This is a genomic window from Mucilaginibacter sp. P4_D1, assembly GCF_056401935.1.
In genome coordinates, this window is sequence record NZ_JBFUIJ010000057.1 from 1 (window position 1) to 22,244 (window position 22,244).

Annotated in this window: 16 protein-coding genes and 1 tRNA gene; 13 read left to right on the forward strand and 4 right to left on the reverse strand. The window is 43.4% G+C overall.

Features of this window, described 5'->3' with window-relative positions:
- The 7 genes from AC1DV1_RS28025 to AC1DV1_RS28055 all read left to right on the forward strand — a co-directional run.
- Positions 1–260 (forward strand): transposase (locus AC1DV1_RS28025; RefSeq protein WP_477366895.1); only part of this gene is annotated, 260 nt, incomplete at its 5' end.
- Between the two features lie 91 nt (positions 261–351).
- A complete protein-coding gene (purL, locus tag AC1DV1_RS28030) occupies positions 352–2,574 on the forward strand; it encodes a phosphoribosylformylglycinamidine synthase subunit PurL (protein ID WP_477366898.1) in 2,223 nt (740 codons plus the stop codon).
- Between the two features lie 3 nt (positions 2,575–2,577).
- Positions 2,578–2,967, forward strand: coding sequence for an SMU1112c/YaeR family gloxylase I-like metalloprotein (gloA2, locus tag AC1DV1_RS28035; RefSeq protein WP_477366901.1), 390 nt, complete (start codon positions 2,578–2,580; stop codon positions 2,965–2,967).
- Positions 2,968–3,340: 373 nt separating this feature from the next.
- Complete coding sequence (locus AC1DV1_RS28040) at positions 3,341–4,027, forward strand: NUDIX hydrolase (protein ID WP_477366904.1); 687 nt, start codon at positions 3,341–3,343, stop codon at positions 4,025–4,027.
- A gap of 225 nt (positions 4,028–4,252) precedes the next feature.
- Complete coding sequence (locus AC1DV1_RS28045) at positions 4,253–5,149, forward strand: NUDIX domain-containing protein (RefSeq protein ID WP_477366907.1); 897 nt, start codon at positions 4,253–4,255, stop codon at positions 5,147–5,149.
- A 4-nt stretch (positions 5,150–5,153) separates the two neighbouring features.
- A complete protein-coding gene (locus AC1DV1_RS28050) occupies positions 5,154–6,572 on the forward strand; it encodes a nicotinate phosphoribosyltransferase (protein WP_477366910.1) in 1,419 nt (472 codons plus the stop codon).
- A 7-nt stretch (positions 6,573–6,579) separates the two neighbouring features.
- Positions 6,580–7,488, forward strand: a complete 909-nt coding sequence (locus AC1DV1_RS28055; protein ID WP_477366913.1) for a ribose-phosphate diphosphokinase — start codon at positions 6,580–6,582, stop codon at positions 7,486–7,488.
- A gap of 112 nt (positions 7,489–7,600) precedes the next feature.
- Here AC1DV1_RS28055 and AC1DV1_RS28060 read toward each other — a convergent pair whose 3' ends face one another.
- Entirely contained in the window at positions 7,601–7,840 is a 240-nt protein-coding gene (locus AC1DV1_RS28060; RefSeq protein WP_477366916.1) for a hypothetical protein, read from the reverse strand.
- Between the two features lie 169 nt (positions 7,841–8,009).
- Between AC1DV1_RS28060 and AC1DV1_RS28065 the strand changes: the two genes are divergently transcribed.
- The 4 genes from AC1DV1_RS28065 (at position 8,010) to AC1DV1_RS28080 (ending at position 12,164) form a co-directional block, all read left to right on the forward strand.
- The gene (locus AC1DV1_RS28065) at positions 8,010–10,265 is read left to right on the forward strand and encodes a TlpA family protein disulfide reductase (RefSeq protein WP_477366919.1); all 2,256 of its coding nucleotides are present in this window, start codon (positions 8,010–8,012) and stop codon (positions 10,263–10,265) included.
- Between the two features lie 24 nt (positions 10,266–10,289).
- Positions 10,290–10,994: a tRNA1(Val) (adenine(37)-N6)-methyltransferase gene (locus tag AC1DV1_RS28070; protein WP_477366922.1), complete on the forward strand. Its 705-nt coding sequence runs from the start codon at positions 10,290–10,292 to the stop codon at positions 10,992–10,994.
- 8 nt (positions 10,995–11,002) lie between these two features.
- Positions 11,003–11,467: a hypothetical protein gene (locus AC1DV1_RS28075; RefSeq protein WP_477366925.1), complete on the forward strand. Its 465-nt coding sequence runs from the start codon at positions 11,003–11,005 to the stop codon at positions 11,465–11,467.
- A gap of 202 nt (positions 11,468–11,669) precedes the next feature.
- The gene (locus AC1DV1_RS28080) at positions 11,670–12,164 is read left to right on the forward strand and encodes a metallophosphoesterase family protein (RefSeq protein ID WP_477366928.1); all 495 of its coding nucleotides are present in this window, start codon (positions 11,670–11,672) and stop codon (positions 12,162–12,164) included.
- Positions 12,165–12,220: 56 nt separating this feature from the next.
- Here AC1DV1_RS28080 and rnhA read toward each other — a convergent pair whose 3' ends face one another.
- Positions 12,221–12,691, reverse strand: coding sequence for a ribonuclease HI (gene rnhA / locus AC1DV1_RS28085; RefSeq protein WP_477366931.1), 471 nt, complete (start codon positions 12,689–12,691; stop codon positions 12,221–12,223).
- A 122-nt stretch (positions 12,692–12,813) separates the two neighbouring features.
- Positions 12,814–14,922: a heavy metal translocating P-type ATPase gene (locus AC1DV1_RS28090; RefSeq protein WP_477366934.1), complete on the reverse strand. Its 2,109-nt coding sequence runs from the start codon at positions 14,920–14,922 to the stop codon at positions 12,814–12,816.
- A 99-nt stretch (positions 14,923–15,021) separates the two neighbouring features.
- Here AC1DV1_RS28090 and AC1DV1_RS28095 point away from each other — a divergent pair.
- Positions 15,022–15,095: transfer RNA gene (locus AC1DV1_RS28095), tRNA-His, on the forward strand.
- A gap of 246 nt (positions 15,096–15,341) precedes the next feature.
- Here AC1DV1_RS28095 and AC1DV1_RS28100 read toward each other — a convergent pair.
- On the reverse strand, positions 15,342–17,045 hold the full coding sequence (locus AC1DV1_RS28100; protein WP_477366938.1) for a cellulase family glycosylhydrolase: 1,704 nt from the start codon (positions 17,043–17,045) through the stop codon (positions 15,342–15,344).
- Between the two features lie 866 nt (positions 17,046–17,911).
- Between AC1DV1_RS28100 and AC1DV1_RS28105 the strand changes: the two genes are divergently transcribed.
- Positions 17,912–22,117: a hybrid sensor histidine kinase/response regulator transcription factor gene (locus AC1DV1_RS28105; protein ID WP_477366941.1), complete on the forward strand. Its 4,206-nt coding sequence runs from the start codon at positions 17,912–17,914 to the stop codon at positions 22,115–22,117.
- The last annotated feature ends 127 nt before the right edge of the window (positions 22,118–22,244 follow it).

Below are 22,244 nucleotides of genomic sequence, written 5' to 3' on the forward strand. Positions count from 1 at the left end.
GCGCACATTGGGGGATAGAAAATCGCGCACATTGGGGGATAGAAAATCAGTTGCACTGGCAACTGGATGTTGGTTTTGGCGAAGACCACAATACCACACGCAACAGGCAGGCCGCTCAAAACCTGGCAGTCGTCAGAAAAATAGCCTTAAATATTCTGAAAGCTGATAAAACCAGCAAGGCCAGCCTGAAGGCCAAACGAAAAATGGCTGGTTGGAACCATAAATTTCTGTTAACGCTTATCGCTAATAAAAATTTCTAATGCGTCAGCCCTGCTGATACTATCTTTTACCTTTCGCCTTTCCACCTTTTTTCCTAATTTTGCGCATCCTTTCAAATAAAACAATATTACCTTGGAGCACCAGGAATTAACCACCGTTGAAACCGCCAAAGATTTAGGCTTACTACCCGAAGAATTTGAACGTATTAAAGAGATATTAGGGCGCGTGCCCAACTTTACCGAGCTATCTATTTTCGCGGTAATGTGGAGCGAACACTGCTCATACAAAAACTCCATAACCTGGCTAAAAACTTTACCAAAGGACAGCGACCGTATGCTGGCCAAAGCAGGTGAAGAAAATGCAGGCCTTGTTGATTTGGGCGACGGCATTGGCTGCGCCTTTAAAATAGAATCACATAACCACCCATCAGCCCTTGAACCATACCAGGGTGCTGCAACAGGTGTGGGCGGCATTAACCGCGATATATTTACCATGGGCGCAAGGCCCATTGCCCAGCTAAATTCCCTGCGCTTTGGCGATCTTAAGCTGGAGAAAACCCAGTGGCTGGTTAAAGGTGTAGTAAAAGGCATCAGCCATTACGGTAATGCCTTTGGCATCCCAACCGTAGGCGGCGAGTTGTTTTTTGACGACTGCTATAATGTGAATCCTTTAGTAAACGCCATGTCGGCAGGTATTGTTAAGGCGGGCGAAACCGTTTCGGCAACATCATACGGCGTGGGTAACCCGGTTTACATCGTTGGTTCGGCTACAGGTAAAGATGGTATCCATGGCGCGGCTTTCGCGTCTAAAGATATCAGCAAAGATTCGGTGAACGATTTACCTGCCGTACAGGTAGGCGACCCGTTCCAGGAAAAACTGTTGTTAGAGGCTACTTTAGAAGTTATAAAAACCGGTGCCGTAGTAGGTATGCAGGATATGGGCGCTGCCGGTATCATTTGTTCCAACTCGGAAATGAGCGCCAAAGGCGAGCACGGGATGCGTATCGACCTGGATTTGGTGCCAACCCGCCAGGCCAACATGAAACCTTACGAGATCTTGTTATCTGAATCGCAGGAACGTATGCTTATTGTGGTACACAAAGGCCGCGAAAAAGAGGTAGAAGCTGTATTTGATAAATGGGACCTTAACTGCGCTATTATTGGCGAGGTTACCGATACCCAACGCTTAGAATATTACATGCATGGCGAAAAGGTTGCCGATGTACCTGCCGACGATTTAGTGTTAGGCGGTGGGGCCCCGGTTTACGAACGCGAATACCGCGAGCCTGCTTACTTTGCCGAGAATAAGAAATTTAATATAGATGATGTTGCCGAGCCTGCCAATTTGGTAGAAGTTGCTGAACATTTATTTGCCCACCCCAACTTAGCATCAAAACGTTGGGTAACCGATCAGTACGATAGCATGGTAGGCGTACAAACCATGACAGCCAACCTGGCCTGCGATGCAGCCGTGGTTGCCGTTAAGGATACCAACAAAGCCATTGTATTAACTACCGACTGTAATTCGCGCTACGTGTATGCCGACCCTTACACCGGTACTGCCATTGCCGTTGCCGAAGCAGCCCGTAACATTACCTGCGCCGGTGGCGAGCCTGTTGCCATTACCAACTGCTTAAACTTTGGTAACCCTTACAATCCCGAAGTTTACTGGCAATTTGTAAGCGCCATTAAAGGTATGGGCGATGCCTGCCGCAAGTTTGAAACCCCGGTTACCGGGGGTAACGTGAGCTTCTATAACCAGTCGGCCGATGGTGGCTCTGTATTCCCAACGCCAACTATTGGTATGCTGGGTGTAATGGAAGATACCGAAAACATCATGACCGCTGATTTTAAACAACCCGGCGACCTGATTTACCTGATAGGTGAATCGGTTAACGACATTGCGTCATCGCAATACCTGGCCTCATGGCATAAAATTACCGCCTGCCCGGCCCCGTATTTCGATATCGAAAAAGAGTATGCCACACAGCAGACCATAAAAGAATTGATTAAACACCGCGTGCTGGAAAGCTGCCATGATGTGGCCGATGGTGGTTTATACACCTGTTTGTTAGAAGCCGCCATGCCAAACGGCCTGGGCTTTGATATTGAAACAGACGCTGCTATCCGCAAGGATGCCTTCCTTTTTGGTGAGGCACAGGGCCGTATAGTGGTAACCGTCGCCCCCGAAGAGCAGGAACGCTTTGTAGAGTTTATGGCCACCAGCGAAACAGAGTTTAGCCTGTTGGGTACCGTAAACAACGGTTTCCTGAATATAGACGAAGAACTGTTTGGCCACGTTACCGACGTAAAAATGGTTCACAGCAACGTATTGCACTCCATTTTAGGCGAATAAATAATGCTGAAACTTAACCAGGTACACCACATCGCCATTATTTGCAGCGACTATGAAAAATCGAAGCATTTTTACAGCGAGATACTTGGTTTAAAAATAGTGCGCGAGGTTTACCGCGAGGTACGCCAATCATACAAGCTTGATCTGGAAGTGGGCAACCGCTACCAGATCGAGCTTTTTTCGTTCCCCAACCCGGCGCCCCGTCCATCCCGCCCCGAAGCCGCTGGTCTGCGCCACTTAGCTTTTGAGGTAGATGCCCTTGACGAAGCCGTATTTCACCTCAACGAACAAGGGGTAGAGGCAGAGCCTATTCGTGTGGATGAATTCACCGGTAAACGGTTTACATTCTTTAATGATCCGGATGGCTTGCCACTGGAATTGTATGAGGTGTAGTAGTAAGTATCAAGTAGTAAGTATCAAGATTTTTTCAAAATTCCCCTCTCGAGAGGGGGCGGGCTGGATTGCGCGGTAGCAGGGGTGTGTTTCTACGCCATGAGTGGAAGTATCAAGTGTCAAGATTTTACTTTCTGACTTTCGGACAAAAGACTTTCGGACTTAAAACCAATGCAGCTATCTTGATTTCTGACTCTAATATATTGATTCTTTTCCCTGGCGTTGCCTGCGGCCCGGCTCTGCTCATACTGCACGGGCCTTATCCACAGGCCGGTATCCGCGCCGATCCCTAACGCTTTTGTCTGAACTCTGCTTAATCCGAGTTCAGAAATTATAATTTGCGTAAACTTTCCGCATATTAATACCTTTGCATATGCCCACCAACCAGGATATTAAAGTAGCGGTAGATGCAGTAGTATTTGGATACACTTCAAAAGAAGGGTTATCCGTACTGCTCATCAAACGCAACATCAATCCCTTTAAAGATACCTGGGCATTACCTGGTGGATTGGTTGGTAATGACGAATCATTGGAGGATGCCGTACAACGTGAACTGAAGGAAGAAACAGGTATAAGTATCAGCTACCTCGAACAGTTATACAGCTTTGGCCAGCCCGGTCGCGATCCGCGTAACAGGGTGATCTCCATTACCTACTACGGTCTGGTAAAGCCGGATGCATTCGAAATTGAAGCCGCCACCGATGCCGCCGAAGTTGCCTGGTTTAACATCAAAAAGATCCCGCAGCTGGCATTTGACCATCAGGCTATTATCAGCGCGGCACATGATCGTCTTAAAAATAAAATTCTTTACCAGCCTGTAGGCTTTGAGCTGCTGGAAGAACGCTTCCCCTTCTCCGAACTGGAAAAACTATACATGGCCGTTTTGGATAGGAGTATAGATCGCCGGAATTTTAAAAAGAAGGTTAGTAAATTTGGTTTTCTCGAAGAAACCGATGAAAAACAAGCACTTGCAGGCGCCGGCCGGCCGGGTAATCTGTTCCGCTTTAACCAGGACAAGTATTTCCAGCTTCAAAAAGAAGGTATCAATTTCGAGATTTAATTTTTCCGTAGAGACGCATAATTGCGTCTCCCGCATGCAAATCAACCATGCAAATCTCCTGTGCTGGTCATTAATGGAAATTCTTATACTTAATCAACTAGTTCATTTCAGGGCGTTTACCTAAACGCGGGAGACGCAATTATGCGTCTCTACTGAAAAAAAATCAAAAAAAATTTGCGTATTTAAAACGCATATTTATATTTGCGTATAATTAACGCAAATAAGATGAAAATAGCCGTAATTATTGCCCGTTTCCAAACACCCTACCTGCACGAGGGGCATAAAAACCTGATCGACACTGTAAGTACCGATCACGCCAAATTGATTATCCTGTTAGGCGTAAGCCCGATAATGGGCAGCCGAAAAAATCCTTATGATTACCACACCCGCGAAAAAATGATCAAACGCGAATACCCGGATGTGATCGTGCTGCCGGTAAGCGATCACCCGAGCGACAAGGTATGGTCAGATAACCTGGATGGCTTGCTCAAAAGTGTGTTCCCCAATGGCAACTTCACGTTGTTTGGCAGCAGGGATAGCTTTATCCCTTACTATAAAGGGCATTTTGAAACGGTTGAGCTGCCCGCCCATGGCGATTACAATGCAACCGAACTACGCAAGCAATATGCCGACAAGGTTTTTGATTCCAACGATTTTCGCGCCGGTATCCTGTATGCCTACTACAACCAATACACCAAAGTATACCCAACTGTTGATGTAGCCATGTTCAGGAACAATAAAACCGAACTGTTGTTAGGCAAAAAAGCCAATAGCCCTAAATGGCGTTTTATAGGCGGCTTTGCTGATCCGGAAGACGAAAGCTACGAAGCCGCCGCCAAACGCGAGCTAAGCGAAGAATGTGGAAACGTAGAAATAAGCAACATGACTTACGAAACCAGCCACCGCGTAAACGACTGGCGTTACCGCAATGAAGCTGATAAAATTATTACCTTGCTGTTCAGCTGTGATCACATAGCGGGCGAACCCGTGGCTAACGACGATATTGTTGATGTGGCATGGTTTAAAATTGCAGACCTTACTCAAATGATAAGCAACGATTTGATAAACGATGAGCATGCCAAAATGTTAAAGCTCATTATCGTTAAATACCTTAATAACTAACACCATGAAACGCGAAAACTTAGTACTGCTGGCCGATGCCTACAAGTACGCCCACCATAAATTATACTACCCCGGTACCACTCAAATTTACAGCTACCTGGAAAGCAGGGGAGGGATGTTTGATGAGACCATCTTTTTCGGTCTGCAATACTTTTTGAAAGAATACCTGCAGGGCCCGGCATTTACCCAACAGGACCTGGACGAGGCAGACGGCTTTTTAAAACAGGTTTTTGGCCGCGATGATGTATTTGATAAAAGCAAATTTCAATACATACTGGATAAATACGATGGCAAACTACCCGTAAGGATAAAAGCCGTAGCCGAAGGTACAGTCGTACTAACCGGCAACGCCCTGATGACCATCGAAAACACCGACCCGGAATGCTATTGGCTTACCAATTTTTTAGAAACCCTGCTGATGCAGGTTTGGTACCCCTGCACCGTTGCAACCCTGAGCAACCAGATTAAAAAAGTGGTGACCCAATATTACGAGGAAACAGCCACACACGGCGCAGAGGCCGGTATAGACTTTGTTTTGAACGATTTTGGTTTCCGGGGCGTAAGCAGTGTGGAGAGTGCAAAAATCGGCGGGGCGGCGCATTTGCTCAATTTTAACGGCAGCGATAACCTTGCAGGTTCTGTAATGGCCATTAATTATTATAATGCCCAAAAGGTGTACGGCCTGAGCATCCCGGCTACGGAACATAGTATTTGTACTTTGCTGGGTAGGGAAGGAGAGCTGGAAGTTTTCAGGCATGTGCTCAGAACTTTCCCCACCGGTATTATTGCCTGCGTATCTGACAGCTACAATATTTTTAAGGCCTGTAGCGAATATTGGGGAACGGAGCTACGCGACGAAATCCTGAACCGCGACGGCACCCTCGTGATCCGCCCCGATAGCGGCGACCCGGTAATGACTTTGTTGGAGATTTTTAATATCCTGTTTGATAAATTTGGTTTTATCACCAATGCCAAAGGTTACAAAGTACTGCCGCCACAAGTGAGGGTAATACAGGGCGATGGCGTAAATTATACCGAGATAGGTAATATTTACAAGGCCTTGAAAGATAACGGCATCAGTGCCGAAAACCTGGTATTGGGCATGGGCGGCGCTTTACTGCAAAAGGTTGACCGTGATACCCAAAAGTTTGCCCTGAAATGCAGCAGCGCCATCGTGAACGGGCAGGAAGTTAGGGTAGAGAAAAGTCCGACTGAAATGGACGCTGATGGCAACATCACCCCAAGCTTTAAAAAGAGCAAAGGCGGCCGGTTAAAGCTGGTTAAAATTGATGGAAAGTTCAAAACTGTTAACGAGGACGACGAACCCGGAGCAGAAGACCTGCTGCAAACTGTTTTTGATAACGGGGAATTGATAAATACTATTAGTTTTGAGCAGGTAAAGGCAAATGTAAATGCCAATTGAAATCAGCATGAAAAAGTTACTGTTCGCTATAAAAGATTATGAATACCTAGCCCAAAAGGTAATGGCCTGCGGAACGTTTGAAAAAGGGCAAATAGAGGTAAGCACCTTTACCGACGGCGAGCGCTACCAGCGCATCCTGTCGCAAATTGAAAACCGCGACATCATCCTGATTGGCGGCACAGTTACAGACGAGGCCACGCTGGAACTTTATGACCTGGCATCGTCATTAGTGAGCTATGGTGCTAACTCATTAACCCTGGTGATCCCTTACTTCGGCTACTCCACGATGGAACGTGCAGTGCTGAGCGGCGAAATTGTAACCGCCAAAACCCGTGCGAGGCTCATATCGGCCATCCCTAAATCAAACCGGGGCAACAAAGTGGTTTTGTTCGATCTGCACTCCGAAGGCATCCAATACTATTTTGAGCATGACCTGTACCCGGTGCATGTTTATTGCAAAGATCTGGTGATAAAAGCGGCCCTCAAATACGGCGGCGATAGTTTTGTAATGGCCAGCACCGATGCAGGCAGGGCCAAATGGGTAGAATCACTGGCTAACGACATGGGCGTAAACGCCGCTTTCATCCTGAAGCGCCGGCTAAAAGGCGATCATACCGAAGTAAGCGCTATCAATGCAGATGTAGCCGGCAAAACCGTTATAATTTATGACGACATGATCCGCTCCGGCGGCAGCATCATCAACGCTGCCCAAACCTACAAAAATGCCGGCGCAGGCGATATTTACGTGATAACCACCCACGGGCTGTTCATCAACAACGGCATCGACCGGCTAAAAAGCAGCGGACTGATTAAAAAATTGATCAGCTCAGATTCGCACATGAATATGCAGGCCATCGGCGATGATGATTTTGTGGAGGTGAACAGTTTGGCGGAGCTGATTTGTTCGGTGATATAGTATTTACAATTCAACTCTATATGTCATTATCAGGAACGAAGCAATCTCAAGGATGCACGGTGAATATGCACGGTTCGCGATTGCTTCGTTCCTCACAATGACATGGTAAATATTAATTCGCCATATGGTCGGCTACCACTTTAGCTGCTTTTTTCGAGATTTTAGTTTTTTGTTCTGCCACATCGGCGGCAGCTTTTTTAAAGCTCTTTTTGATGCTGCGCTCCAGTTTTTTGCGGTTATCTACTCCGTCATCCGTCAAAAATAAATAAGCTACAGCACCGGCAGCAAGCGCGCCAACGGCTATTGAAGCTATCAAAAATGTATGGTCTTGTTTTACAAATGGATTTTTCATAGTTGTAATTTTTATTTTACAACAATGCCGGGTGGTTTTGGTTCTAATTCATTTTAATTGGTTTAAAGGGCACTAAACAAATATTGAAAATATATTACAGGATATCATTAATCCGTAGCCCGTATTATCAGTCAAATATTAGCCTATATTTGATACGCCTGTTACCACAATGAAAAAACCAACCTTATTTGCCTGTTTAATTCTTTTTATTTTTAATGCTTCGGCTCAACGCATAATTAATAACCCTTCCTTTTTTGCCAACAACGCCCAGGGACTAAGTATCAGTAGGGTAACCATTAGTGATACGGCGACACTGGTTAGTTTTAAAACCGATTATCAGTCGGACACCTGGTTTAGGATGCCATCGGGTCTTTATCTGGTTAGCGGCAATCAAAAATTGAAGATCAGAGCTGTCGATAGTCTTCAGTTAGGTAAAAGTACCCTGATAAAAGGGGGCAAAATTGCATTTACCTGTAATTTTCCACCTGTAAATATCCATACAAAAAAGATAGATATTGCCGAACCAGATTGCCGGCAGCAGTGTTTCAATATTTGGGATATTGAACTGCCGGGAATATCAATCCCGGGAGATATTGCAGGCGATTGGTTTAAAACAGACGGTAGCAAACAATGGGAGTTGGGTGTTTACAACAGCAAGCTTGCGTACAACAGCAGGTTATGGAATTATACATCTGTAAACCGGCAGGGTAAAACTATGTTGATTGGCTTAAAAGATGGCGACCAAAAGCTCAGTTTAACGCTGAAAACAGGTGACAATGGCCGGCTATATATTATTGGGAAAAAATCGGCTGTAGCGTTATTTAACAACGCGACTGCCGGCAAAACCAAAGTAGCCGATAACAAAAACGTTTTTACCCTGGCAAACGTTTACAAAACCGGCATGACCGAATACGCAGGTTATATAAAAGGCTACTCGCCCCGGATGGGATTTAACACCGGGCAAGTATTTGTTAATAACGCGGTTACAGGGGGACAGGAAAATTACCTTGTAAAAATAGCGGACGATGGAAGCTTTAAAGTAAGTTTCCCTGTGAATTATACAAAGCAATGTTACGTGCATTTTCCTTTTTCATACGCCGCTATATGCTTTGAAGCCGGTAAAACGGTATTCCAAAAGTTTGATGTATCGGGCAGTGCGGTAACTGCCAGTTTTATGGGGGATAATGCCATCCTGAATAACGACTTATATCGCACACAGTTTATTTTATTGGGTATTGACTGGCTTAAAGTTAGAAAAGATGTGCTGGATCTTACTCCCGCACAATACAAAGCCTATTACATCAATCTGCGCCAGGAGCGGCTGGGGGGGTTAAATAATTACCGGTTACAAAATGGAATGACTACGCAGGCATATAACCTGGCGCGGCTGGGTATTACCTATGCCTTAACCCAGTTTTTATTTCAATATAACGCCGAAAAATGGGAAGCTTACCGGCAAGTAAATAACATCAACCCGCAAAACAAACGCAGCCAATTGCCGCCGGTAAAGCTCGAAAAAGCCTATTATTCTTTTTTTAAGGATGTTAATTTTAACGATCCGCTGGCGATAGTTTCGGTCGATTATGCATTTTTTTGCAACAATTTGAAGAATAATGAAGAAGTATCAGCAGCCCAACGTCAATACATTTTGGATTATGTAGCGCGGTCTAAAAAAACTAAAATATCGGAGCCCGACGCCGCATTCCTGGATATAATGCTGGCAGATGCAAAACAAGACCGCATCATACAGCTAAAAGGCGATGAGCAAAAAATGATCCGTACAAATGTGTTAAAGGGAATGATAGACGCCGACATGAGTTTTGATCTTCAACTGATGGACGCGCAGGATACCACAAGTAAAATAGAAGCCAGTTTTGTGCCGCTTTCGCCGCTACAGCTTGCAGCTATGCGTACGCACTTTACAAACCCGTATGTTTTTTCATTACTGAAGGGTTATAATACAAGTATTGCCAACAAAATTGAGGCTAATAAAAAACAAACAGGTTATGCAAAGCATGAAATACCTCAATTACCTGCCGATAGCATTTTTTCGTCCATCATCAACAAATACAAAGGCAAAACCATTTATGTTGATTTTTGGGCAACCTGGTGCGGTCCGTGTTTGCAGGCAATTAAAGAAATTGCTCCCTTAAAAGCCGAATTGAAGGATGATAAGAACATCGTTTTTGTTTACATCACCAATCAAACATCGCCGGTAGGCACTTACAACGGCATGATACCAAATATAAAAGGAGAGCATTACCGGGTGAGCACTGATGAATGGAATCAATTAACCAGCCAGTTCCAGATCAACGGTATTCCGCACTATATATTGGTGAAAAATGGCGTGATTAACAATCTTAAATACCAGCCTTTTGATTATAATATACTAAAGAGCCGGTTGCTTGATACCTCCGGTAATTAACAATTTTGCCTTACTTTCGCATTCATGTTCCACTTCAAACAATTCAGTGTTGACCAAGGCGGTTGTGCCATGAAAATAAACACCGATGGTGTTTTGTTGGGCGCATTGACAATGGCTGACGCCCCAAAATCTGTATTGGATATCGGTACCGGAACAGGGGTAATTGCATTGATGCTGGCCCAGCGTTTTGGTGATGCTCAAATTGACGCAGTGGAGATTGATGAAAGTGCGGCGAAGACTGCGGGCAGGAATTTTAAAAGCTCGCCATTCGCGGATAGGCTCATGGTTTATCCTTCAGGGTTTAAAGAATTTTTTGAGGGACATCCCGGTAGCAAATATGACCTGATTGTTTCCAATCCGCCATTTTACATTAATTCCCTGTTATCGCCGGGCGCTAAAAAGAACCAGGCTAAACATGCGGGGGAAGGATTTTTTGAAGAATTGATCCAATCTGTTTCCATCCACCTTACCGCAAATGGGGTTTGCTGGCTGGTGTTACCTCCGGATACAGGCATATTGGTAAAACAGCTAGCCTTACACAACGGACTGCATTTGCAAAGTAAAATCAGTATTCAATCCTTTAAGGAAGATGAAGCGCACCGGGAGATTTTAGCGTTCGGCCTACACCCCACGGAACTCGAGGAAGATTGGCTGGTGATATATGACGCACCAAAAGTGTACAGCGCGGCTTACCAGGCTTTACTGAGAGATTTTCTGACGATATTTTAATTTTACAGATGAATAAGTTGTTAATCTTTGTCTTACTCTTTTTAGCCGGAATTGACTATTGTCCCGCTGCTTATATAAGCCCAACGGGAACTTATAAATTGATCAGCAAATCAAAAAAAGTAGATGAAGATACCTATGGCCGTTGGGGGGATATCCACATTAAGGCATTGTCAAAAAATAAAATCGTGATAGTGTTGGGTGTTAACATGGGGGCACCCGGTTATAACTCCGGTACACTTATAGATACCTTAGCTTACTTAGATAATAAAGCCGTTTTTAAGGGGAATGAATGGGACCGCAGTTGCCGTATAACATTCAGGTTCAAATCCAATGGAATAAGCGTTACCCAGCACACGGACATAAATTGGGGTTGTGCTTTCGGCCAGGGTGTATATATTGATGGATTTTATAAAAAGATAAATGGTAAGGTGCCGGTTTTGCGGCATCCGTTAACCGGTAAAATTATAAAGTAGGTATTGAGTTTTGCAGGCGGCTTCCGCGAGTTTAGCTCAGCGTACCTCGTGGTTAACCATTATGTAAACTCCCAGCTTACATAATTCAACTGAAAGCTGAAACCATGATACACCTATGGTTGAAAGCCCGCGTGAGCGAACGAGTTTTTTTGTCTTAACTCTTGATTCTTGACTCTTGCCTCTTTAAAACTATCTTTACCCCATGACCCGCATTGGCCTGATATCCGATACCCACAGCTACCTCGATGAAGCTGTTTTTAAACACTTCGAAAACTGCGACGAGATTTGGCACGCGGGCGATTTTGGTACCATCGAATTGGCCGATCAACTGGCAGCTTTTAAGCCGCTCAAAGGTGTTTATGGTAATATTGATGGGAAAGATGTACGGATTGTTTACCCCGAAAACCTACGCTTTAACTGCGAGGGGGTAGATGTATGGATGACGCATATCGGCGGATATCCGGAGCGGTACAGCCAGCATATCAAGACTGAGATTTATAGTAACCCACCCAAACTGTTCATCACCGGCCATTCGCACATTTTAAAAGTGATACCCGATAAAAAGCTGCACCTGCTGCATCTAAACCCCGGCGCGGCCGGCAAACAAGGCTGGCACAAAGTACGCACCCTCATGCGCTTTAATATCGACGGCGACAAGATCCAGGATTTGCAGGTGATTGAACTGGCAGGAAGGTAAATTCAGTATCAAGTAGCAAGTATCGAGTAGTGAGACTGAAACAGACGTGAAAATTATTAAATCGATCCTGCCTTTGCATTCTCAACCTCAAAAACAGAGTCGATAAGCAGCGGCGCGCGCTTCCCGGCGGCTACGGCCAGCTGGTCGCAACGTTCATTTTCGGGGTGGCCATTGTGCCCGCGTACCCATGTGAATTTTACCTGGTGTAGTTTGCTTACATTTAAATAGCGCATCCAAAGGTCCTTGTTTTTTTTGCCCGCAAAGCCTTTGGCAACCCAGCCATTAACCCAGCGCTTTTCGATAGAATCAATTACATATTTAGAGTCGGAGAAAATCATAACTTGCTGGTTGGGTGTTTTTAACGCCTCAAGGCCCTTAATAACAGCCATCAGCTCCATACGGTTATTGGTAGTTTTACGGAAACCCTCGGATAACTCCTTATAATGCTGCCCCGAACGCAATATCACCCCATACCCGCCTGGCCCTGGGTTACCGCTTGATGCACCGTCTGTAAATATCTCGATCATTGTGCAAATATAGTAATTGCCTACAAAGCCCATAAGCCCCCTAACCCCCTGAAGGGGGAACAATGGCGGAATGCCTGGGTATAAGTTAATCAAGAAACTCCCCCATCAGGGGGCTGGGGGGCTTAGCTTAACTTCTTCACCTTCAACCTCAACGAATTACCAATTACAACTACATCAGAAAAAGCCATGGCAAAGGCACCCACCATCGGGTTTAAAAAGCCGAAGGCAGCTACGGGGATAGCTATAATATTGTAGGCAAACGCCCAAAATAGGTTTTGCTTAATGGTAAGCAGCGTATGTTTACTAATCTGCAAAAACTTAATAACCGAATGTAAATCGGTATTTAACAATACCACGCTGGCCGATTGGATGGCCACCTGGCTTGCATCGTTCATGGATACGCCTACATCTGCCTTGGTAAGGGCAGGGGCATCGTTAATGCCATCGCCAATCATAATGGTTTTGCCTTTTTGCTTGTAAATGTCAATTACCTTAAGCTTTTCGTCGGGCAGCTTTTCGGAGTGAACTTCGGTAATACCTATCTGGCTGGCAACTTTAAGGCAACGGTTTTGTTTATCGCCGCTTAAAAGTACAGGGATAATGTTCATCTTTTTAAGTTTCGATATCAATAAAGCGGTTTCGGGCTTAATTTCATCGTCTATAGCAATCTGGGCCAGGAGGCTTTGATTTTTATATAATGAAAGGTTAAAGTGATCTTCCGTATTTTGTTTGGCTGTACCCAAAAAGTAGTGGTTGCCATCCACATCTTCGGCACGCATTCCCAGTCCTTTTTCTTCCTGAACAGATTTTAAGATCACTTTTTGTTGAGGCATTTTTTTTACCCCCTGCACTAATGATTTGGCAATGGGGTGGTTTGACCGTTCTTCGATAGCTGTTATTATTCCCCGAATTAATTCCAGGTTGGCACCCGCTTCTGCCTTAATCTCATTGATGCTGAATTTTCCTGTTGTCAGGGTACCTGTTTTATCAAAAACTACGTATTTAGTATTTGCAACAGCTTCAATGGTATCGCCTCCCTTAATCAGGATGCCATTTTTAGCAGCACGGCCTAACCCTACCATAACTGCGGTAGGTGTAGCCAATCCCATAGCGCAAGGGCACGATATCACCAAAACAGCAATGGCGTTCATCAATGATTTTTGCATGCCCACACCGGCAGCAAAATAGGTAAACACAAAGGTGACAAGTGCTATTAATATAACTACAGGCACAAATATGGATGCTACCTTATCTCCTAATTTTTGCACCGGTGGTTTAGCGGCCTGTGCCTTTTTCATCAAATCGATAATTTGCGACAGGATGGTATTAGAGCCAACTTTGGTGGCCAGCATTTGGAAGTTACCATTTACTACTATGGTGCCGCCAATTACTTTATCGTATTTGTCTTTCTCAACGGGAATGCTTTCGCCGGTAAGCATTGCTTCGTCAACGGAGGCATTGCCCGAGAGGATCTCGCCATCAACGGGTACTTTATCCCCTTGATTTACCACCAGGGCATCGCCTGGGCGAACCTCTTTAGCGCTGATTACCTCAATACTTCCGTTAACTATCCTGTTGGCATTTACCTGCTGAAATTTAATCAAATCCTTTACTGCCGATGTAGTTTGTGTAACCGAACGTTTCTCAAAAACATTACCCAGTAACACCAATGTTATAATGGTAGCGCAGGTTTCATAAAACTGGTATTGCGCTCCCAACCCCTGTATTGTACCAACAAGACTATATATAAATGCCGATGTAGAACCGATAAATATTAGTATATCCATATTAGGCACGCCGCCTTTTACCGAGCTCCAGGCACTTTTGCCAAAATGCAGGCAGCCGACTATAAAAACCGGGAGGCATAAAAGTAACTGCACAATGGGTTGATGTAAAAAATGCCATGGCAACAGCATATGGAGTAAAAGCGGCGCAGTAAAAACGGCGCAGAAGATAAATTTGTTCTCCACCAGCTCATAAAATACCGGCGAATGGAGGTTTATATCGTCAATTACTTTAAATCCTAAATTTTCTATCCCTTTTATTACTTCGGGCAGTTTGGACTCGTCGTCGGTCGAGAATTTTACTTCTTCACCTGCAAAATCAACCAGTATATTATGTAACCCTTTTTTTTCGAGGAGTTTATGGATAGACATGGCGCAATTATTACAATGCATCCCAGTCACGTTCAGTTCAATTAATTGCTCGGCCATAGATACAAATTTAGCCATTAATAATAATCGTTCTAAATAAATGAGGTAAGACGAATGTAATTTTAAAAAAGAGTTTGCAAATAGGCCGAAGATTTCTATTTTTGCACTCTCCAAACGGTAGATGTAGCTCAGTTGGTTAGAGCATCGGTTTGTGGTACCGAGGGTCGTGGGTTCGAGCCCCATCATTTACCCCCTTTCTAAAAAGCCTTTTTACAGCAGTAAAAGGGCTTTTTTATGCCCCTAGTACAGATTTTCGCTAAAAACACAACGGATAAAGCAGAATTTTTGTACGAAATTCGGCTATCTGACCAGCAGAAATCATTCAAGCCATCAATACCTAACATTAAGAAAAATCTCTAACACCTCATTTAAAACAGAGGCATTAGAGATTTTTGGCAATATTGTGAAATAATTTAATTGATTTCTTTGTATCTAACTTATATTTTCACAAATCCCCATTGCTGATTTTTGCCCCCATAGTAATCAGATTGGTCAACCGCGCTACCATTTCTGAATGGAATTGCGGCATCAGTCCCTAAAGTAACTTCCAGGGCTTTCTCGCTATTTATGTTGATGATTTTATAGAATCCATCGTAGGTTGGCTGAATTAACCAGTTTTGATTATTTCCACCTGTGCCTGTATAAGCCCACATATCCACGGCACCGCCGTTAGCGCCAGACCAACCCCATACCTCCAAACACTTCCCGCTAACGTGCATAGGGGTTAACAGGTAGCTGCCATTTGCCGCAGCTTGCACTTTAAATTGCTGATTTGCCCCGGCTACATACTCCCATTGATCTGCGAGCGCTCCATTGGCAGTTCCCCAACCTTGGATCTCTAAAGGCTTAAAACTATACCTATTGATAATTTGATACACACTGCCAACCTGAAATGCGGGGGATGCGCCAGTTTGTGCCCCTTGTACAAGGGCCGCTAAATCCCGTTGATCCTTTACGGCGTAAGTCGATCTGTTAATGAGAGACCCGGTGTCCCAAAGAAATGGATGTATGCCGTTTGCCGATGCCTGGTGCATACAAAAATTATACCAATACGCCCTGGAAGCAAGATTGAAGTTTAAGGAGTCTCCCGCAAGATTTCGGTCCATAACTGCAAATTCGCCCATTATTACCGGGATGCCATGGTCAACGAATTTTGTCTTCATCGTTTGGAAATATCCGCTAAGGGTTGATTCCTCGCCCCAGTAAGGATTGTGCGCAACATCGAAGGTGGTGTGATATCCCGCGCCCCAATAATAAAAAGCGTTACCCCATGATGCGTCCGCGTCCATCAAACAGAAGTTCCAGGGACTGTAGTTATGGATTTCCACCATCAAACGGTTGGATGCCGGATCTGTTGGCATTGTGTTCATGAGATTGTTCGTATAAACCATATCTCCCCCTTTGGGTCCCTGGATTACCAGCGTCCTGTAACTGTTGTGCCCGCCGGTTGACCTCACCGCGTTGATAAAAGTTTGATGATAAGAAAGTAGAACTCTCATCCCTGTGCTATCCGTTGCGGAGTTAGGTTCGTTCGCGCTGGCAAAAATCAGATGTTGATCAAAACCACGCATTTGTGTTGCAATTTGTTCCCAAAGTGCCTTTTGTTTGGCATTAACTGCAGCCTGGGCGGTGGTTGTGCAATTATTCTCCAACCATCCGCCGTCATAATGTATATTTAATATCGCATACATCCCATCGTTAACGCAGTATTGCACAACCTGCTGCACACGGGCAAGCCAGGCCGGGTCTATTTTTTCAGTTGTTGAATCCGGTACATGTGACCAATTCCAATTGCAAGGAATCCTTATGGCGTTAAACCCCTTTTGTTTATAGCTGTCAATGAGTGCCTGGGTAATATTGGGGTTTCCCCACGCGTTTTCGTTATATTGGGCTTCCAGGGTGTTGCCAATATTAATACCTAACGTCATATTTGCAGCAATTTGAGTTGCTGTACTGGTCATCCCGGTTTGGTCAGGTGCAAGCGGCGAAATGTTGTAATTCGGATAGCTGGTGACGGCGAACGCCTTAGCACTCGTTTTAGCAAGCGGTTTAACATCCGGAGAAGCGATTTGTGGCTTCGTGCATCTTGTCAATGCCGGGATTGCAAGAATGCATAAAAAATAACTTAAAGTTTTCTTCATAAAAAAATGGTTAGGTTGGCGATATTTAAATCTGYCGCTATTAATAAATTGGTTAATTGCGTGTGAAAGTGTCAGACAGCCAGGTAAAACGAGGATATATTTATCATTGCCTTTAAGGTTTATATAGGTATTGGTGTGGGCAGTTATGTTGATAACTGCCTTTAGCCAACGGGGTATTAAAAAGATCAATGGTAAGGCAGTTGCCATTCCGCATAAGGCGGCGTTTAACATTAGTTTCATTTTTCGATAGGATAAAACGGGCCTGAACCGCTTTATTTGTTTAATTGGTTAAATCTTGTTTTTCAGAAAGGAGAAGTACAATTAATGAAAGCAATGCAATTAAAGTCAACATAATACAGCCGTTGGAACAACGGGCATGTTTTAGTGAGCAATAGTTGAATTGGTACCAGGTTTATTAATTGAGTAGTAAAACTACAGAAGAGATAACCTAACGATGGGATGTAAAAGTTAGAAAATAGGGATGTAAATGTTAATTTTTAAGAAAAAATCGTGGGTTCTGTGGGTGTTTTGTATAAACAGTTGTCTTATCTGAAGTAGAATTTATAAAATGGTGTAGAGAATCTGTGTTAATTACTTAATAAACTGTAAATAAGAGTGTTTCACCACTTTTTTTTAAATGACAACCTGTAACAAGCTTTATTTTACTGTAAGTTCGGGCATGGTCCGTACCATAATATCGGCAACTCGTTTGCTCCAGAGGTAGGTTATTTATTTTCCGCTGATCAAATAAAGGAATTGACACTTTTATCTCGTTAATTACGAATTTATCTTACTTTTATGCTACGGTAGTCTACCGGCTTGCCAAGGGCCGGGTTCCCGATTTCGAAGATCTCAACTAAATTTTAATGCGTGTAAAACTTTATATTGTCGTTTCAGCATTGTTTTTTGCTTACACGAATAATTTTGCGCAAAACAGTCAATACCAGTTTTCGAGGCTCAATACGGGCAACGGACTGTCTCACAACCAGGTTAATTGCATATTTAAAGATCCCAAAGGCTTCATGTGGTTCGGTACAGCTTCGGGACTTAACCGTTACGACGGTTATACTTTTAAAGTATTTAAGCATGACGTAAATAATAAAAACACCATAAAGGAGGATTACATAACTAATATTTTTGAAGGGCCTGACAAAAAAATATGGGTAGCAACCCCAAACGGATATTCCTTTTATGACCCAGAAACGGAGCAGTTTAACAATGATGTATCGTCAGTGGCCTATTCTTTCAAACTTTCCGAGTATCCGTTAGTTTCCAAGATACTTCACAACGGCAAAGGCGACTTCTGGTTTTTGCGTCCCGATTCCGGCCTTTACAGGTATAATGAGCTGAAAAAAACTTCCACGCGTTATTATCATCACCGTAATTCCAACCCATCATTATATTCAAATTCTGTTACAGATATGGAGCAGGATGCAAGCGGGAATTTATGGCTTGCTTATAACGATGGCGTGGTAGAGCTATTTGATGTAAAACGAAATGCTATTACGTACCATACCGATATTTTTAAAAAAGCAGCTAATAATAAGGGCAGAAACTATTCGGTAACTATCGATAAGGAAGGCGATCTCTGGATGTTTAACCCCAATATGGATTCCGGCGTTTATTATTACAGCCGCCGTACGGGCCGGTTTCGGTACATCACCAAAGAATCGTCAGAGACACCGCTTACATCCAACATCATCATTAGTATTATTCAGGCCGACGACGGCCTTATGTGGATCTCCACTGATCATGGCGGCGTAAACTTATTGGATAAAAAAAGTGGTAAAATTACTTATTTATTAAATAGGGAAGATGATCCGAAATCATTGGGACAGAACACTGTATCGCTTTACAAAGACAACACTGGCATTATGTGGGCCGGTACGCTTAGAGAGGGGGTAAGCTATTATCATAAAAATATTATCAGGTTCCCGCTCTACAAACACTTTGCCTCAGATCCCCGGAGTCTTAGTTTTGAAGATATAAATAAATTTGCAGAAGATAAAAAGGGCAACCTATGGATTGGGACCAATGGTGGCGGTGTAATTTATTTTGATCGCAAAACAGGCAGGTTTACCCAGTATAAACACGATCGGAGAAACCCGAACAGCCTCAGCAGTGATATTATTGTAAGCTTATATATCGACCATGATCAGCAACTATGGATAGGTACGTATTTTGGTGGGCTGGATCATTTTGACGGGAGAAAATTTATTCATTATAAGCATGATGACAAGGTGCCCACGAGCATTGCTGACGACCGGGTATGGAATATCCTGGAAGATTCATCGAACCGGTTATGGATAGGCACTTTTGCGGCAGGTTTGCAAATATTTGACAGGGACAAACAAATATTTTCGTCTCCCTTTAAGCAAACGGATATCAGGTCGCCTTATATATCCGCACTCTTTGAGGATACCAAAGGTAATCTCTGGGTAGGAGGATACTTTGGGGTAGATAAAATATTAAAAAATGGGCGTGGCGTTATACATTATAATAAAAAGAAAAACGACCCTAACAGTTTGATTCATGATGACATCCATAATATTACGCAGGACAGCCGCGGCCTGATGTGGATAGCGACAAGGGATGGACTAAGCATACTGAACCCCGAAACAAACCGTTTTATCTCGCTGACTAAAAAGGACGGGCTGCCCGACAACCAGGTTTCGAGGGTATTAGAGGATAAGGGCGGGGCCATGTGGTTAAGTACATCAAACGGACTGGGCCGGATAACATTGACACCCGGTAACGGCACATATAAGTTTCAATTTGAAAGCTTTGATGAAACAGATGGCCTGCAGGGCAGAGAGTTCAACGTATCTACAGCCTTAAAAACTAATAAAGGGGAATTGGTATTTGGCGGCTCTCACGGCTTTAATATTTTCGATCCATTGAGTATACATCCGAATACCGATGAGCCTAAATTAATTTTTACCGATTTTCAGCTATTCAACAAAAGTATAGCAGCCAATGAAGAAGTTGACGGCCATGTTGTATTATCTAAAGCCATTTCGGCCACACAGGAGATAACGCTGAACCATAGCGAAAATGTGTTCGCCATTGAATTTGCTGCTATAAATTTCTTTAACCCCAATAAAATAACGCATCAGTATATGATGGAAGGTTTTGATAAAGGGTGGCTTACAGCAAATAATGCTACCCGGAAAGCTACCTACACCAACCTTGACGGAGGCGATTATACTTTTAAGGTAAGGGCTATTGGCCGGGAGGGAAAATGGAAACCCAGCTATATAAAATTAAAAATTAAAGTATTACCCCCCTTCTGGAAATCTACTTTAGCTTATGTTATTTACCTATTGCTGATAACCGGAACGCTTTTTTTTATACGCCGGCGCGGAATACAAAAAATAAGGAGACAATTCATAGCAGAGAAAGAAAAATTTATAGCAGAGAAAGAAAAACAGGAAGCAAAATTGATAATTGAACAGGAGCGGCAGGAGATTAAGCGAATGCAAGATCTTGATCAGCTGAAAACCAAATTTTTGACCAACGTAAGCCACGAGTTCAGGACACCGATTTCGCTGATTATGGCACCGGTCGAAAAGATGCTTAACCGCGCTGATCAGGAACAGAAACAACAACTGGGCATGATAGAAAAAAACGCCAGGCGATTGTTGAACCTGGTAAACCAGCTGCTTGATTTTAGGAAAATGGAAGTTCAGGAGCTGAAGTTGCAAAGCAAGCCGGGGGATATTGTGAAGTTCATCAACGAGATATACCTTTCATTTACCGATATCGCCGAACAGAAAGAGATTAACTTTATTTTTGATACCTCAGTTGATTCATTGTTTACTGATTTTGACCATGATAAGATAGAAAGGATATTGTTTAACCTGCTGTCAAATGCCTTTAAATTTACACTGCCTGGCGGTCAGGTAAGCCTGTTGCTTAATGTAAATGGAGATACCGGCGACGCCCCGCTTGAAATTAAGGTGATTGATACCGGTATTGGTATTCCGCATGAAAAACAAGGTAAAATTTTCGAACGTTTTTTTCAGCACGACATTCCGGATTCGATGATCAACCAGGGCAGCGGCATCGGCCTTGCAATTACGCATGAGTTTGTGAAGATGCACGGAGGTGAAATAACTGTTGAGAGTGAGCCTGATCACGGCAGCTGTTTTATCGTTAAACTGCCGTTTGTTATCTATAACGGCCGGGATAAAGACCTGCCATCAGACGATGACATTGATTACGATAGCGCAAACGAAATTACTCCTAATGAAGATAAAAGTATCGTCAAACAGCCGGGATCAAATAAACAGCCGGTAGTTCTTTTAGTTGAGGATAACGACGACTTTCGCTTTTACCTGAAAGATAATTTAAAAGATTTATTTTTTTTAATCGAAGCGTCAAACGGGAGGGAAGGTTGGCAAAAAGCCCTATCGCAACATCCGGATATTATTGTAAGTGATATTAGCATGCCTGAGATGACAGGAATTGAGTTGTGTAAAAAAATAAAGAAAGATAAACGCACCTCGCACATTCCCATTATTTTGTTAACTGCATTAATAGGCGAGGAAGAGCAATTGAAGGGCCTGGAAATAGGCGCTAATGATTACATGACAAAACCATTTAATTTTGAAATACTGCTTTCAAAAATCAAAAATATCTTAACCCTTCGGGATACCTATAAACGCACCTACAAAAAGCAGATGGATGTGCAATTGCAGGAAACTCCTTTAGAAAATGAAGATGAAAAACTGTTAAGGTGTATTGTTGAATATATAGAATTGAATATAGTAAACGAAAGCCTTTCGGTAAAGGAATTAAGCAGCAAGATGAATATGAGCCGGGTATCGCTTTATAAGAAAGTTTTAATGCTTACGGGTAAGTCGCCTGTTGACTTTATCCGTTCCATAAGACTTAAAAAAGCGGTGTATTTGCTTGAGACCAGCCAAATGACAATCAGCCAGATTGGCTACGAAGTTGGCTTTAATTCGCCCAAATATTTTACAAAAGCATTTAAGGATGAGTATAACACCACTCCTTCCACCTATGTCAGTTCAATTCGCCAACAGAAACTGAATGAAAAGATCGGTTAATTAAATTTAACCGATTTATTGCTTGTCCCTTCTTTTCCGCGTTATGGCAGCCAATTAGTCCAGGTCAAACGCATCAAATTGGGTTAACATAACTTAACACATTTCAGAAAAAGTATTCGTAAATATT